General features: G+C 65.0%; 12 protein-coding genes. 2 read left to right on the top strand and 10 right to left on the bottom strand.

What is annotated here, in order from left to right; all coding sequences use genetic code 11:
* Positions 1-19: 19 nt before the first annotated feature.
* The 7 genes from CKO27_RS09240 to htpG form a co-directional block, all read right to left on the bottom strand.
* Positions 20-343 carry a general secretion pathway protein GspF gene (locus CKO27_RS09240; RefSeq protein ID WP_200374595.1) on the bottom strand — a complete coding sequence of 108 codons (324 nt, stop codon included), beginning with the start codon at positions 341-343 and terminating at the stop codon, positions 20-22.
* Entirely contained in the window at positions 340-1,263 is a 924-nt protein-coding gene (gene prmB, locus CKO27_RS09245) for a 50S ribosomal protein L3 N(5)-glutamine methyltransferase (protein WP_200374596.1), read from the bottom strand. Before prmB ends, CKO27_RS09240 begins: the two co-directional genes overlap by 4 nt.
* A gap of 212 nt (positions 1,264-1,475) precedes the next feature.
* Entirely contained in the window at positions 1,476-1,946 is a 471-nt protein-coding gene (locus CKO27_RS09250; RefSeq protein ID WP_200374597.1) for an Rrf2 family transcriptional regulator, read from the bottom strand.
* Positions 1,947-2,089: 143 nt separating this feature from the next.
* Complete coding sequence (locus tag CKO27_RS09255; protein ID WP_200374598.1) at positions 2,090-2,605, bottom strand: DUF1249 domain-containing protein; 516 nt, start codon at positions 2,603-2,605, stop codon at positions 2,090-2,092.
* A 111-nt stretch (positions 2,606-2,716) separates the two neighbouring features.
* Positions 2,717-3,088, bottom strand: a complete 372-nt coding sequence (gene trxA, locus CKO27_RS09260) for a thioredoxin (RefSeq protein ID WP_200374599.1) — start codon at positions 3,086-3,088, stop codon at positions 2,717-2,719.
* A 116-nt stretch (positions 3,089-3,204) separates the two neighbouring features.
* Complete coding sequence (gene adk, locus CKO27_RS09265) at positions 3,205-3,864, bottom strand: adenylate kinase (RefSeq protein ID WP_200374600.1); 660 nt, start codon at positions 3,862-3,864, stop codon at positions 3,205-3,207.
* Between the two features lie 305 nt (positions 3,865-4,169).
* On the bottom strand, positions 4,170-6,089 hold the full coding sequence (gene htpG, locus CKO27_RS09270) for a molecular chaperone HtpG (protein WP_200374601.1): 1,920 nt from the start codon (positions 6,087-6,089) through the stop codon (positions 4,170-4,172).
* A gap of 261 nt (positions 6,090-6,350) precedes the next feature.
* Here htpG and CKO27_RS09275 point away from each other — a divergent pair, with 261 nt between their 5' ends.
* Positions 6,351-7,985 (top strand): alpha-D-glucose phosphate-specific phosphoglucomutase, encoded by a 1,635-nt coding sequence (locus tag CKO27_RS09275; protein WP_200374602.1) that lies wholly within the window; start codon positions 6,351-6,353, stop codon positions 7,983-7,985.
* 127 nt (positions 7,986-8,112) lie between these two features.
* On the top strand, positions 8,113-8,439 hold the full coding sequence (locus CKO27_RS09280; RefSeq protein WP_200374603.1) for a hypothetical protein: 327 nt from the start codon (positions 8,113-8,115) through the stop codon (positions 8,437-8,439).
* Between the two features lie 115 nt (positions 8,440-8,554).
* On the opposite strand, the gene CKO27_RS09285 is transcribed toward CKO27_RS09280, so the two are convergent.
* The 3 genes from CKO27_RS09285 to CKO27_RS24500 form a co-directional block, all read right to left on the bottom strand.
* Positions 8,555-9,406 (bottom strand): HAD-IIB family hydrolase, encoded by an 852-nt coding sequence (locus CKO27_RS09285; protein ID WP_200374604.1) that lies wholly within the window; start codon positions 9,404-9,406, stop codon positions 8,555-8,557.
* Entirely contained in the window at positions 9,403-11,538 is a 2,136-nt protein-coding gene (locus CKO27_RS09290) for an HAD-IIB family hydrolase (protein WP_200374605.1), read from the bottom strand. The genes CKO27_RS09285 and CKO27_RS09290 overlap by 4 nt, the downstream gene beginning before the upstream one ends.
* Before the next feature lie 117 nt (positions 11,539-11,655).
* The gene (locus tag CKO27_RS24500) at positions 11,656-14,790 is read right to left on the bottom strand and encodes a response regulator (RefSeq protein ID WP_200374606.1); all 3,135 of its coding nucleotides are present in this window, start codon (positions 14,788-14,790) and stop codon (positions 11,656-11,658) included.
* Positions 14,791-14,818: the final 28 nt, after the last annotated feature.

Genomic DNA, 14,818 nt, shown 5'->3' on the forward strand with positions numbered 1-14,818 from the left:
CACATCACGTAAAGCCTGTTCAGGCATCATCCCCACCCAGGTCGAGCCCACGGCGATGGGTCTCGTTGATCCGGTTGAGCAGGGTATGGAATGGAATCTCTTCCGCGTACTTACCGGCCAGGTCCATGAACGGCAGATCCTCTCGACCAAAGACGTAACTTCCATCCTTCATGGCGGCATGGACCGCCTTGATCCCCTCCTCGAGCGGGTCGAGAAAGGCGGGGAACCTGGTCAGGTCTTCCAGCTCGAATTCCAGGCAGTCACGCAGGTCGTCCACCTCGAAGACGGCCAGACGCACCCATTCGACGTACTCGTCGACGCGGCGCGCCCGTCTCGGGCTCATGAGGCGAGCGCCTCCTCGAACTGGGATTGGTACTCGACGAGCTGCTCGCGCGTCAGGAGGAAAACACCCTCGCCGCCGCGCTCGAATTCGAGCCAGGTGAAGGGCACGCCCGGCAGACGGGCGTCCAGGAATTGAGCCGAATTGCCCACCTCGAGGACCAGGATCCCGCCCTCGTTCAAGTGACGGGAAGCCTCGTCGAGGATCCGGATCACGAGATCCAGACCGTCCTCGCCGCCGAGCAGGCCAAGCCGAGGCTCGTTGTGGTACTCGGCCGGGAGCCCATCGAACTCGGCGCGCGAGACATAGGGGGGATTGGAGACGATCACGTCATAGCGATGGCTGCCTAGCCCGTCGAACAGATCGGATTCCAGCACCCGCACCCGATCCTCGAGCTTGTGCCGCTCCACGTTCCGGCGGGCGATCGCCAGGGCCTCGGGCGAAATATCCACCAGATCGACATCCACGTCCGGAAGATAAGCCGCCGCCGCGATCCCGATACAGCCGCTGCCGGTGCAGAGATCCAGCACGCGGCCGATCCGCTCGGCATCGATCCAGGGATCGAAGCCGGCCTCGACCAACTCGGCGATCGGCGACCGAGGAACCAGCACATGCTCGTCGACCAGGAATTCCAGACCGGCGAACCAGGCACGACCGATCAGGTAGGCCGCGGGAACCCGCTCGACGACCCGGCGCTCGATCAGCTCGGAAATCCGCACACGCTCGGCCGGCGTAAGGCGGCAGTCGCGAAAACTCGCGGGCAAGCCGGGATCGAGACGCAGGCTGCTCAACACCAGTTGAGCTGCCTCGTCGATGGCGTTGTCCGTGCCGTGCCCGAAGTGGAGACCGGCCGCGTTGAAGCGGCTCGCGCCCCAGCGCACGAAGTCTTGAATCGAAATCAAACCGTCCGGCTGCTCTGCCATGGCGCCCATCAATTATCTGGCCAAGGGTTGGTTGACAGGGGCGTCGGGACCGATAGGATGCCTGGCCGCCTGGGATCAAGCTGCGAAGCATACCACCGACGGTGGTTTTTTTTCAGTGAGAGTCCGCGCGCGCCGTCGAAGGCCGGGCGCGCCCGAATGGCGCGGGATCGCGCGCGAGGAACCTTCCCTGGATCAGCCAGCCGATGGCCACATCAGGCCGCCTGTCTGCGCCGCACACCTTCCTGAGCGAGGCCAGGGGCGGCCACCTCGACCTTGGAACAGCCGCCCCGATCGACCAGATCCTGAAGCGTGATATCGCTCAGGAAACGGAAGATCTCGTCGCTCAACTGATCCCAGAGATGATGGGTCAGGCAGCGCTGCCCCTCGCGGCAATTCTCGCGCCCGCCGCAGCGGGTGAATTCCACCCACTCATCCACGGCGCAGATGATGTTGGCGATCGAGATCTCCTCCGGAGTCCGGCCCAGATAGTATCCGCCTCCAGGGCCACGCACCCCCCGCACCAGTTTCTTGGCTCGAAGAGCCGCGAACAGTTGCTCAAGGTAGGAGAGCGAGATCCCCTGGCTGACCGATATGTCCGCGAGGGTGACCGGGCCCTTGCCGGAATGCAACGCCAAGTCGAGCATGGCGGTGACCGCGTATCTGCCTTTGGTCGATAGTCTCATCGTTCTGGTGCCTGCTGGATGTTGATGGTGATCGAGCGAATCGGCGCTGGGACCGCCTGAACCCTATCACACTAAATTAGTCAACATTTTTCCCATTTCAACCACGCGCTTGAATCTCTGGATCAATGGGCGCGGTCGGACGGCTAGGATCGAACGAAGCAGGGAGTCGGCGGAACATCCGGAGCGGACTGGAGTCCGCTGGCCGGACGCTGGCCGAACCGATGCCCCTGACGCAGGCAAAAGAATAGCCACTTGGAGAGAAAAAGATTGGCCTGCCATTTGTCGGCCAGGGCCGGATGCGCGTAGTCCTTGCGCAACGGCAGGACGGATTGCTTGAGGTTCAGAACCTCGACCTGTCGAGCATCATGGTAGACACGCAGGCAGGCGTCGGGATCTGGACGGGGTTCCAAACACCCTTGGGCCACGAAGATGTGAGTCAGACGCACCTGGGTGGTGTAGCGCGCCTGCTCCTGAATCTCCAGATGCAGATCGATGGCCCCACGCTGGCGGGAGACAAGCTCCCCGCGATAATGACGCAGACCGGGCGCCAGGCGCCCCATGAAGGTGAAATTCTCCTCGCACAAACTCATCAGGGCACCCACGTCCGGGCGCCCCGAGAGCAGGCTCGCGGTCGCCCAGGGGTGACAGGCGCGCTGCATCGTCGTTCAGGTAAGCATGCGATACATGATCTGGTTCCGCCGCCCGGAGCGGAGCGCCCCGCCCGATCCCACTCGGGACCGAGGCGCGTGACGCCCGGCGATCCTGGTCGCTCAGGCCTGAGTGCTGGCCTGTTCGGCGATCTGACGCTTGACATCGGCCATGTCGAGCTCTTTCGCCTTGGTCAGCAGATCGCGGAAGGAACCCTCCGGAAGGGCGCCCGCCTGGGAGAAGATGATGACCTGCTCGCGGAAAATCATAAGGGTCGGAATCGAACGAATCTGGAAGTGCGCGGCGATCGGCTGGTGTTCCTCGGTGTTGACCTTGGCGAACAGGATGTCGCCGAAATCATCCGAAACCTTCTCGTAAACCGGCGCGAAGGACCGACAGGGACCGCACCAGGGCGCCCAGAAATCGACAATGACGAAGTCGTTGTCCTGAATGGTCTGTTCAAAGCTGGCGGTATCAAGCTCGACGACGGCCATGGCGGCTCCCCGTAAATGAATATTGGCGCGGGATACTAACAGAAACAGCGGCCCCCGGTGGCCCGACCAGGACCGGCGCGGGTCGGCCAGTCGCCGGAGGGGCCGATCACGGAAGCCTAGAGCGCGTCGAGCTGATCGATGATGCGCGCCCGGATTTCCTCGACGGTACCGATCCCCTGGACCTTGATGTAGTGAGGCGCGCCCTCGCCTCCCCGCGTCGCCCAGGACGAGTAGTAGCCGATCAGCGGCTCGGTCTGATCGTGATAGACCCGGAGCCGGGCCATGACGGTGTCCTCGCGATCGTCCTCGCGCTGGATCAGGGGCTCGCCGGTCTCGTCGTCCAGACCCTCGACCTTCGGCGGATTGAAGACCAGGTGATAGGTACGACCGGAGGCGAGATGCACCCGTCGGCCGGACATGCGCTTGATGATCTCCTCGTCCGGGACATCGATCTCGACCACCGCGTCGACCATGACGCCGCCATCCTTCAAGGCATCCGCCTGCGGCAGGGTGCGCGGGAAGCCGTCGAACAGGAAACCGTTACGGCAGTCGTCGTCCGTGATCCGCTCCTTGACCATGCCCATGATGATCTCGTCGGACACCAGGCCGCCCTCATCCATGATCTTCCTGGCCGCTTGGCCCAGCTCGGTACCCTGCTTGACGTGCGCGCGCAGCATATCCCCCGTCGAGATCTGCGGGATGCCGAAGTGGGCCTTGATGAAACCCGCCTGGGTTCCCTTGCCGGCGCCGGGGCCGCCGAGTAGGACGATGCGCATAATGTGTTCTCCATCAGTGAAAAATGATCGCGACCGGAGTGTGCCACGGTATTCTTGGGCGGGACTACTCATTCCGGGCATCCCATGCCATTGGGCTCATCCGCGATTCGAGTCGCTTTCGATACATGAGCGCGGCATAAGCGCTCGCCGTCAATCGTCCCCTAACGACCCTCCCTGGCCGAGCCGCGGGGTTTCGGCACGGCCGCGGCCAGCGGAAGGCGCGAGACTCATCGTCAGGCGCGTCGACCAGCCGGGTTCGGGATGAAGGCGTCCCCGAAGACGCCGGGGACGCCCGGCCTCCCGCCTCAGCCGCCAGCGATCATCATATTCAACATCAGCTTATTCAGCCGCCCGACGAAACCGGCAGGATCGTCGAGTTGACCACCCTCGGCCAATTGCGCCTGGTCGAACAGGATCAGGCCGAGATCGCCGAAACGCGCCTCGTCGGCTTCGGACTCCAGACGCCTGACCAGCGGATGATCCAGGTTGATCTCCAGGGTCGGCTTGGTATTCGGGGCGCTCTGACCGACGGCCTTGAGTACCCGCGCGAGATTGGCGCTCATGTCGTCCTCGCCGACCACCAGACAGGCGGGTGAGTCGACCAGCCGGGTGCTGGGACGGACCGCCTCGACCCGCTCGCCAAGCGCCGTCTTCAGGCGTTCGAGCAGGCTGCCGTGCTCGGCCGCCGCCTTTTCCTTGGCTTCCTTTTCCTCCTTGTCGGCCAGTTCGCCCAGGTCCAGATCTCCCTTGGCCACCGAATGCAGCGACTTGCCCTTGTACTCGCTCAGATGGTTGACCAGCCATTCGTCGACCCGGTCGGAGAGCAGCAGCACCTCGACGCCCTTCTTGCGGAAGACCTCCAGATGCGGGCTGAAGCGGGCGGCGACCGGGGTGTCGGCGGTGATGTAGTAGATCTTGTCCTGACCTTCCTTCATGCGCTCGATGTAACCGTCAAGCGTTTCGCGCTGGTCGTTGGAGTCGCTGTGGGTGGTGGCGAAGCGCATGAGCGCGGCGAGCCGTTCCTTGTTGGCGAAGTCTTCCGCCGGCCCTTCCTTGAGCACCTTGCCGAATTCGTCCCAGAAGGCGCCGTATTTCTCCGGCTCATCGCTCGCCAGTGTCTCCAGCAGACCCAGGATGCGCTTGGTGTTGGCCTGGCGGATGGTGTCGATCTTGCGGTTGTGTTGCAGCAGCTCGCGCGAGACGTTGAGCGGCAGGTCGTCGGAGTCCACCACGCCCTTGACGAAGCGCAGGTAGTGCGGCATCAGCTTGTCGGCCTCGTCCATGATGAAGACGCGCTTCACATAGAGCTTGACGCCGTGCTTCTGCTCGCGGTCGAAGAGATCCCAGGGGGCTTTCTTGGGCACGAACAGCAGTGTGGTGTATTCGTTGGTGCCCTCGACCCGGTTGTGGGCGTAGGACAGCGGCGGCTCGAAGTCGTGCGAGACGTGTTTGTAGAAGTCGTGGTACTCCCCCTCCGTGATCTCGGACTTGTTGCGCATCCAGAGCGCGGTGCCACGGTTGACCTGCTCGAACTCGGGCGGCTCGTCCTTCTTCTGCTCGGCCTCCTCGCCATAGAGTTCCTTGACCATCTCGACCGGCAGGGCGATGTGGTCCGAGAACTTGCCGATGATGGAGCGCAGCCGCCAGCTATCCAGGAACTCCTTCTCGTCCTCCTTCAGATGCAGGGTGACATCCGTGCCCCGTCCGGCCTTCTCGACCGTCTCCAGGGTGTAGCTGCCGCGCCCGTCGGACTCCCAACGCACGCCGTGCTCGGCGCCCAGGCCGGCGCGGCGTGACGTCAGGGTGACCTTGTCGGCCACGATGTAGGCGGAATAGAAGCCGACGCCGAACTGGCCGATCAGCTTGCTGTCCTTGGCCTGGTCGCCGGACAGGCTCTCGATGAAGCGGCGGGTGCCGGAGCTGGCGATGCTGCCGATGGTCTCCATGACCTCCTGGCGACCCAGCCCGATGCCGTTGTCGGAGATCGTCAGGGTGCCGGCCTCGCGGTCCATGGTCACCCGGATCCGCAGCTCGCTGTCGCCCTCGTAGAGCCCGTCGTCGCTCAGCGCCTCGAAGCGGAGCTTCTCGGCCGCGTCGGAGGCGTTCGAGACCAACTCGCGCAGAAAGATCTCCTTGTTCGAGTAGAGCGAGCGGATCACGAGATCCAGCACCTGACTCACCTCGGCCTTGAATTCCAATGTTTCCTTGTGCGCTTCGATTGTCATCTTGTGTCGTTACCTTGGGTTCTGACGAAAAGGATTGATGATGAGGCGGCGCCTGGCCGCCTCGCTTGAGGTGATCCGCTATTGTCGCATGGGCCATGGGGGATACAATCATCCGCTTGGGCCGCGCGGCCGTCCGGGTTCAGGGCGCGGCCGAACCCATTGTTCGGTGACGCCGAAACCACTGGCGCGCGTTGCCAACTCCCGAAGCCTTACGCTGGCCGCTCAGTGAAGGCTATTCGACCATAAGTCAAGGGTTTGAAGATGGAAACGCACAGCATCGCCACCACCCCGTTCGAGGGCCAGCGCCCCGGTACCTCCGGGCTACGCAAGAAGGTCAAGGTCTTCCAGCAGCCGGGCTACCTGGAGAATTTCGTCCAGGCCATCTTCGACACCCAGACCGAGCTGAATGGCGGCACCCTGGTCGTCGGCGGCGATGGCCGCTACTTCAACCGCGAGGCGATCCAGATCATCCTGCGCATGGCCGCCGCGAACGGCGTGCGCAAGATCCTGGTCGGGCGCGGCGGCATCTTCTCCACCCCGGCGGTCTCCTGCGTCATCCGCAAGTACAAGACCCAGGGCGGCATCGTGCTGTCCGCGAGCCACAATCCCGGCGGTCCGGACGAGGACTTCGGCATCAAGTTCAATTCCGCGAACGGCGGACCCGCGCCGGAGTCGGTCACCGATGCCATCTTTGAGCGCACCCGCACCATCGACCGCTATCTGACGCTCGACGCCCCGGCGATCGATCTGGACAAGCTCGGCACCCTCCAGCTTGGCGACGCGGCGGTCGAGGTCATGGACCCGGTGCAGGACTACGCGAAGCTGATGGAGGCGCTGTTCGACTTCAACGCCATCCACCAGCTCTTCAACTCCGGTCACTTCCGCATGCGTTTCGACGCCATGCACGCCGTCACCGGCCCCTACGCGGTCGCGATCCTGGAGAACCGCCTCGGCGCCGCGCCGGGCACCGTGATGAATGCCATCGCCAGGGAGGATTTCGGCGGTCACCATCCGGACCCCAACCTCGCCCACGCCCAGGAGTTGGTCGCGCTGACCCTGGGACCGGACGGGCTCGACTTCGGCGCCGCCTCCGATGGCGATGGCGACCGCAACATGATCCTCGGGCGGGATTTCTTCGTCACCCCCAGCGACAGCCTCGCCGTGCTCGCCGCCAACGCGCACCTCACGCCCGGCTATCACAGCGGCATCCGCGGGATCGCGCGCTCCATGCCGACCAGCCAGGCCGCCAACCGGGTCGCCGACTTCCTGGGCGTGGAGTGCTTCGAGACTCCGACCGGCTGGAAATTCTTCGGCAATCTGCTCGACGCCGGCCGCATCACGCTCTGCGGCGAGGAGAGCTTCGGCACCGGCTCCGATCATGTGCGTGAAAAAGATGGACTCTGGGCGGTGCTCTTCTGGCTCAACCTGCTCGCGGTGCGCCAGCAATCGGTCGCCGAGATCGTTATCGACCACTGGCGCCGCTTCGGACGCAACTACTACACCCGTCACGACTACGAAGCGGTCGAGCTGGCCGGCGCCGAGGGACTCATGGACCATCTGCGTCGCCTGCTCCCCGACCTCCCTGGCCGGAAACTCGGCGACCAGACCGTCAGCTATGCCGATGACTTCGCCTACACCGACCCCATCGACGGCAGCGTCTCCGAGCACCAGGGCCTCCGCATCGGCTTCGAGAGCGGCGCCCGCATCGTCTACCGCCTGTCCGGCACGGGCACGGCCGGCGCGACCCTGAGGGTCTACCTCGAATACTTCGAGCCCGACCCGGCGCGCCATCAGCAGGAAACCCAGGAAGCCATGCGGCCCCTGGTCCTGATCGCCCGTGAGCTGGCCCAGATCGTCGCCCGCACCGGACGCGAGGAGCCGGACGTCGTCACCTGATCGGGCGAAGCCTCGTGCCCGGCGTGTATCGCGGGGCCGTCACAGGCCCCTTCTCTCCCCGGCATCTCCAGGCCGACCGAGTTTGTCATTCGATCCGACACCCGTCATTTACATTGGGGATCGCATAATGAAACAGATTCTTGGCAAATGGAAAATCACCGAAATGGAACAATGGGACTTGCACTTTATTGACGAGCAAGGCCCTGGTTATTTCGAATTCGACGCGAATAATCACGGTTCATTCATGTTTGGTTACGTGCAAGGCGATATGGATTTCAAGGAATCTAAGGGGGAAAAGAATCCGAGAATCGAATATTCATGGATGGGCCAGGATGAAATGGATGAGGTTGGCGGGCGAGGAGATTTTGAAGTGATCAGTGACGATGAAATTCATGGAACCATCTATTTTCACGAAGGAGATTCATCATGGGTAAGAGCAAAAAGGATGAAATAACCTCGTGACGATCCCTGAATCTTGAGCCTCGGAGCGTAGAGGATGGGCACGCTTCGCTTTGCCCATCCTACGCATCGGGGTTCGGCCGTCTCGGCCAAGCGACCCTCGGAAGAGCTCAGCCCGATTCACTCGTCAGCCGCTCCGCCAGATCCGGCCGGAAGTGGGCGACGCCTTCCAGGATTCCCGCCGCATAGCAGCCATTCATTCCGCGCCAGCCGCCGACGGCGCAATAGAGTCGATCTTCCAGTCCCTGTTCATGGGAACGCCGCCGGGCCTGCTCGCGCACGTCCGGGTGCCCGTTGGCGACCAGCACGGAGGGGATGCGGCTGACGAGAACCTCCAGGTCGTTGCCGCTGTCGCCCGCGAATAGCGTGCTGGTCGTATCCCGACCCAGCCGGTTCATCAGGAATTCGACGGCGTGGAGCTTGGAGGCGTTCTCGGGCAGGACGTCGAGCAGCCCGACCTCGGCGGCTTCGTCGATGCTCCAGATGAGGTTGGCGCGAATCGCGCGCGGGGCCAGGCGTTCCCGAATGCGCGCGCGCAGCGCCTCCGGATCCAGGTCGGCCGGCGTGTAGTAGCTCAGTTTGAATGGCCCCTGCTTGTCCGGCTCCTGGAGCCTGAGTTCGGCGAGATCGGTCAGGAGCGATTGGATGCGCGCCGCGCCGGCGCCGGCCCAGGCCCCACCGATCGCGTCCTCCCAGGCGTGAACCGGGCGCCAGACGCCCTCCTCCAAGGCATGGAGACTGGTGCCGACATCGCCGATCACATAGTCGGGCCGCGGCAGTTCATGGTCGGCTATGGCCTCCTCGACCAGCGCGCGATGGCGGCCGGTGACATAGGCCAGGGTCACGGCCTTGTCGGCGACCAGACGACGGAAAAGTGGTCGCGCCTCGGGCGACTCCGGCTCGCGCCCGTTCGGGATCAGGGTGCGGTCCAGGTCGGTGCAGAGCAGCAGGGGGCGGCTCATGTGGTCGACTCCGGAACGCGGCAACTGTGGAAGAAATCATAGTGTTCGATCGCCTCCAGGATGCCCTTGGCGTGCGCCTGCTCGGCGAAATAGATGTTGTCGATCTCGGAGAGCTGGGACAGTTCCTCGTGATGGCGGTTGGCGACCACCACCGCCAGGGTGTTGCCGCGCATCATGTCCTCGTCGGCCCCGGAGCCGCCGACCACCAGTACATGCTCCAGCGGGATGCCGAAGCGGTGCGTGACGTAGCGCACCGCCTGGCCCTTGCTGGCGCGGATCGGGACGATATCCAGGAACTGACCGAAGGCGTGGATGACGTTGACGCTCAGGTCCCAGGTACGCAGCCGGGTCGCGATCTCCTCGACCGAGGGCGCGACCACGGGGTCGTAGTGATAGGAAATCTTAAAACGACTCTGCTGGAGCTTGCGTTGGGGCACGAGCCCCGGCACCTCGGCCAGCGCGCGGCGCACCACGCCGGGCTTCCAGAGATGGTCGACGTGTTCGTTCCAGAAGTCGTCCGGAACCAGGCGCGCGGTGTAATGGATCTCCGATCCCAGACTGGTGATGAGCACGTCCGGCACCGGAATGCGGTGGCGTTTCAGCTCGATCAGGACCGAGTCCAGGCGCCGTCCGGTGGCGATGCCGAAGTTCGAGCAGCGCTTGTTCTGGTGCATCATGGCCACGAATTGCTCGACGCCCTCGGGATCACCGAGCAGGCTCTGATCGAGATCGGTGAAGAGCGCGCGGTCGCGATAGACCATGCGGCGACGCATCGGCGGGGTGTCGGGGATGGTCTCGCGGCGCTCGCTCAGCGGCCCGATCAGACCCAGATAGGTTTCGGCGTGCGCCTGCCAGGAATAATGCTCGCGCACCCCGGCGAGGCCATTCTCCGAGTAGGCCCGCCAGGTGTCGCGATCCTCCAGGATGCGCAGGAGCGCCTCGGCGATCGCGCCCCGGTCGAGCGGATCGACCAGCAGACCGTTCTCGCAGTTGCCGATGATGTCGACCGGTCCGCCGTTCTCGGTCGCGACCAGCGGCAGTCCGCTCGCGGCGGCCTCCAACAGGGTCAGACCGAACGGCTCGGTCAGGGCCGGGTTGATGAAGAGGCCGCCCGAGCGCGCGACCAGACGGTAGATCTCGGCGACCTCGTCGGCGGCGTGATGCTTGGGGATGGCGACCCGGCCATGGAGATCGTGGGCGTCGATGGTGATGAGGATATCGGTCAGCACCGTGCGCGCGCCCTCTTCCAGATCCCGAATGTCGTCGCGGTTGCCGGCGACGATCAGCAGATTGGCCAGTTCGCGGAGTCGCGGACAGTCTCCGTAGGCTTCCACCAGGGCGACGATGTTCTTGCGATGATCGGCGCGCGAAAGCGCCAGGATCAGTGGCTTGTCGGGCGCGCCGAGGAAACGTTCGACCTCGGAGGCGAAGCGAATCGGTGGATCTTCCCCGGACGGCGGGTGGAACTGCTTAAGATCCGTACCGGGCGGGATGACCCGCATGCGTTCGGGCAGGTAGTAGTCGTAGAGGCCGTATTGTTCCTCGATCTCGTTGTGGGTGCTGGTGATGACCAGTTCGGCGCTCGCCAGCACGGTTTCCTCCGCGTCGATGCGGCGCAGCATGTTGTAGCGGGCATCGATCTGGTCACTGTCCAGCCCGGCCGCGAGCAGGCGCTGGCGCTTGTCCCGACCCAGCGAATGCCCGGTGTGGACTAGAGGCGCGCCGATCAGATTGGACAGTCTCACCCCGACATAGCCGGCGTCCGCGTAGTGACTGTGGACCACGTCCGGCCAGCGGCCCTGCTCGTTGAGGAAGGCGGTCAGGTTGTCCATGAAGCTGTCGAGATGGTCCCAGAGCTGCTCCTTGGGGATGTACTCCTCGGGACCGGCGTCGATGCGGAGAATGCGCGCCTTGTCGCCGAGCGGCTCGATGCGCTCGGCATAATCCGGACTGACGGTGGGATCCAGCACGCAGCGCGTGACCAGATCCACTTGCGACACCTCGTCACGCTCGCCGAGCGCGCGGGCGAGGTCGACGACGTACTTGGTCTGTCCTCCGGTATCGGCGTCGCGTCCCAGCTCCAGATCATGGCCGCGAATCAGGCCATGGATGCTCAGTAGCAGGATATACATGAATCGAATCCCCTCGGTCCTGGCGACCGCGAGACGCGGCGCCTTCTCGTCTCCATGTCTTCTAGGTTAGGGGAGTCGGGACTGGATGCCAAATCGGACGACCTCCGGGCGCCCGGCTCAAAGCTTCAACAGCCGCTCGGCCAACTGGCTCTGAATCCGTCCCGCCTGATCGGCCAGACGCTCCGTTTCGCCCCTGGGACGCTCCGCGCGAATCGCGGCCTCCAGTTCGGCCGCCGCCTTCTGGAGCCAGATCGCGCCCAGGGTTCCCGCCACGCCCTTGAGCGAGTGGGCGAAACGCCTCGCCTCGTCCATCTCGCTCGCCGCCAGACAGACCTTCAGCTTGGGAACATCCTCGCCATGCTCACGGGCGAGCTTCTTCAGCAGACGGATGTAGAGGTCCATTTTGCCCCCGACGCACTTGAGTCCGAAGTCCATGTCCAGGCCCGGAATCGCTTGCAGCCGCGTCCGGGCCTCGGAGGCGTCGTCGCGGACCACCTCGACCGGCTCCGCCGCGGGCGGGCGCGGCCCGGAGGACCGGAGCCAATGCAAGAGGATGTCGTAAAAGACCGCCGGATCGACCGGCTTGGCGATGTGATCGTTCATGCCGGCTTCGAGACAATGCTCACGGTCCTCGGCCAGGGCGTTGGCGGTCATGGCCAGAATCGGTGTCTCGCCCCAGCCAGTCTGGCGACGGATCCGGCGGGTCGCCTCCAGGCCATCCATCTCCGGCATCTGGATATCCATGAGCACGAGCCGGTACGACCCTTGCGCGGCCAGCTCGACGGCCTGGCGTCCGTTCTCCGCCAGATCGGCCACCAGGCCGACCTGATGCAGCAGTTCCTGGACGACCTCCTGATTGATCGGGTTGTCCTCGACGGCCAGGACGCGGCAGCCAGGGTAGTCGCGCGCGAGGATCTCGCGGGCCTCGCACAGGACGCACCGCTCCTGGGGGGGCGACAGGGCGCCGTCAGGCCGTCGGCCCAGACGGGCCGTGAACCAGAAGCGACTGCCCACACCCGGCTCGCTCTCCACCCCGGCCTCGCCGCCCATCAGCTCGGCGATGCGACGGGTGATGGCGAGGCCCAGCCCGGTGCCGCCATAGCGGCGGACCGAGGATCCATCGGCCTGCTCGAAGGCCGTGAACAGTCGCCCCAGCGCCTCGTCCGCGATGCCGACCCCGGTGTCCCGGACCTCGAATGAGATCAGTAGATCCTCGGCGGTCTCCTCAAGAAGGCGCGCCAGCAGCAGGATGCGCCCGCGATCGGTGAACTTGACGGCGTTGCCGAGATAGTTGATCAGGGCCTGTCGCAGACGGGTCGCGTCGCCGTGCAACAGCGGCGGCAGCCGATCGCTTTCGACCGCGAACGCCAGGCCCTTGGCCTGTAAGCGATCGGCGATCAGCGAGCCGACCTGATCGAGCAGCGCGCTCGGGGAGAAATCGACCGTGCGCAACGTCAGCTTGCCGGCCTCGATCTTGGAGAGATCCAGGATGTCGTTGATGACCGCCAGCAGGTGCTTGGCCGCGCCGTCGATCTTGGCCAGTCGATCGAGCTGACCCGGATGGGTGATCTCGCGCCCCAGCAGGTGACTGAAGCCCAGGATGGCGTTCATGGGGGTGCGGATCTCGTGGCTCATGTTGGCCAGGAAGAGACTCTTGGCCTGGTTCGCGCGCTCCGCCTCCCGCTTGGCGAATTCCAGCTCGGCCGTGCGACGCTCCACGAGCGCCTCAAGGTTTTCGCGATGCTGGGCCAGTTCCTGCTCCACCGCTCGACGGGCACTGACATCCGAGACGATGACGGCGAATGTCCCCGGCTTGGGGCTGTAGGCGTAGATCTCGAAATAGCGATCGAGCCGGCTGTCGAACCAGTCGAAATGGGCCGGATCGCCCTGGAGCGCGACGGCGCCGTAACGCTCGATCCAGCCCTCCTCGATGTCCGGGATGATCGCCCGCGCGGCACGCCCGAGCAGGGTCTCGCGGCGCCGCCCGGTCAGTTGCTCGAAGGCTGGATTGACATCCAGGAAGCGGTAATCCACCGGGCGGCCGGAGGCGTCGAGGATGATCTCGTGCAGCGCGAAGCCCTCGCGCATCGACTCGAACAGCGAACGGTAACGTTCCTCGCTCAGCCGGAGCTGGTTCAGGGCCTGGGCGCGCTGGACACCCATGGCGAAGAGTCCGGTCATGCGCAGGGCCAGATTCTGGTAGCGGCGCAGGTAGGCGGTCAGCGCCAGGCCATCGACCATGAAGACACCCAGCGTCTCTTGGCCGTGCTGGATCCGCAGCAGGAAACCCGCTCCGGAAAGGGTCGCGAGGGTCGTGGCGGTGCCGCGCGCGAAGTCCACCGCCTCGGCGAGCGCCGCAGCCGAGGGCGGCGGATCGCCGACGGGTTCCTGGTCCGCGAGCGCCCCCCCCCAGGGCAGGTAGAAACAGCACGACGACGCGAACAGGGCGATGAAGATATCCAGGATCTGCGAGATCACGTCCCGCTCCCCGCGCGCCATGGAAAGCCGGCCCAGCAGATCCATGGCCATGGCGGTCTCCGCGGCCTGGGCCTGGGCGGCGGAGAGCCTCGCGGCGGCGCTCCGGCGTTCGGCCCGGTGCCGGGCCTGGGTCGCGATCAGGGTCAGATTGAGCCTGAGATAGCCGAGCCCGATAGGCCAGCGCTCGCTCGGAAGGTCGAGGTAGGCGGCCAGGGATTCCAGCCGTTCGGCTGCGGTGGGATCCCGTCCGGTATCCAGGAGCAGCAAGCCTTGCGCGCTTTCCTTGAACAGATCGCGCGCCAGCTCGCGGCTCGTGAGACCAAGCCGTTCGAGCTGTCCCGGCCAACCGGCGAGCCAGCTCGGGGTGCAGAGATAGCGGCCCAGGCGCATCCGCTCGTCGACCCAATCGCGATCTGCCAGCAGATGAAAGCATTGCTGGAGGCTATGAATCTCGGGCGCGGGGCCAAATGACGGGGACGGCGCGGCCCCGTCGAACTGGCGCGATACCCGCGCGACACAGCAGCCGCCGATCCAGACCACGGGCTCGTCGGGCGGGATCCCGGCCAGCCGTGCCTGGATGTCGGCCGAGGCGACCGGCGGCGCGCCGCAGCGCGCGGGAAAGGGATGCAGCCGCAGATACGCGAGTTCCTTCTCGCCAGCCAGGGCGGCGCGCGCCTCTTCGATGAAGTGCGCGCAGACGAACAGGTGAAGCGGCGGCTCGACGTCGAGGTCGCGGGCGGGTGACGGGGCTGGTCGGGTGGCGAGTTGGGACACGATCGTTGAACGCGGGGCGCGCTCTGGC

Source organism: Thiocystis violacea, assembly GCF_016583575.1.
GTDB lineage: Bacteria > Pseudomonadota > Gammaproteobacteria > Chromatiales > Chromatiaceae > Thiocystis > Thiocystis violacea.

Coding starts and splice junctions, on each gene's coding strand:
- CKO27_RS09240 (WP_200374595.1), bottom strand. CDS start 343: ATGAGCCCGAGACGGGCGCGCCGCGTCGACGAGTACGTCGAATGGGTG.
- prmB (WP_200374596.1), bottom strand. CDS start 1,263: ATGGCAGAGCAGCCGGACGGTTTGATTTCGATTCAAGACTTCGTGCGC.
- CKO27_RS09250 (WP_200374597.1), bottom strand. CDS start 1,946: ATGAGACTATCGACCAAAGGCAGATACGCGGTCACCGCCATGCTCGAC.
- CKO27_RS09255 (WP_200374598.1), bottom strand. CDS start 2,605: ATGCAGCGCGCCTGTCACCCCTGGGCGACCGCGAGCCTGCTCTCGGGG.
- trxA (WP_200374599.1), bottom strand. CDS start 3,088: ATGGCCGTCGTCGAGCTTGATACCGCCAGCTTTGAACAGACCATTCAG.
- adk (WP_200374600.1), bottom strand. CDS start 3,864: ATGCGCATCGTCCTACTCGGCGGCCCCGGCGCCGGCAAGGGAACCCAG.
- htpG (WP_200374601.1), bottom strand. CDS start 6,089: ATGACAATCGAAGCGCACAAGGAAACATTGGAATTCAAGGCCGAGGTG.
- CKO27_RS09275 (WP_200374602.1), top strand. CDS start 6,351: ATGGAAACGCACAGCATCGCCACCACCCCGTTCGAGGGCCAGCGCCCC.
- CKO27_RS09280 (WP_200374603.1), top strand. CDS start 8,113: ATGAAACAGATTCTTGGCAAATGGAAAATCACCGAAATGGAACAATGG.
- CKO27_RS09285 (WP_200374604.1), bottom strand. CDS start 9,406: ATGAGCCGCCCCCTGCTGCTCTGCACCGACCTGGACCGCACCCTGATC.
- CKO27_RS09290 (WP_200374605.1), bottom strand. CDS start 11,538: ATGTATATCCTGCTACTGAGCATCCATGGCCTGATTCGCGGCCATGAT.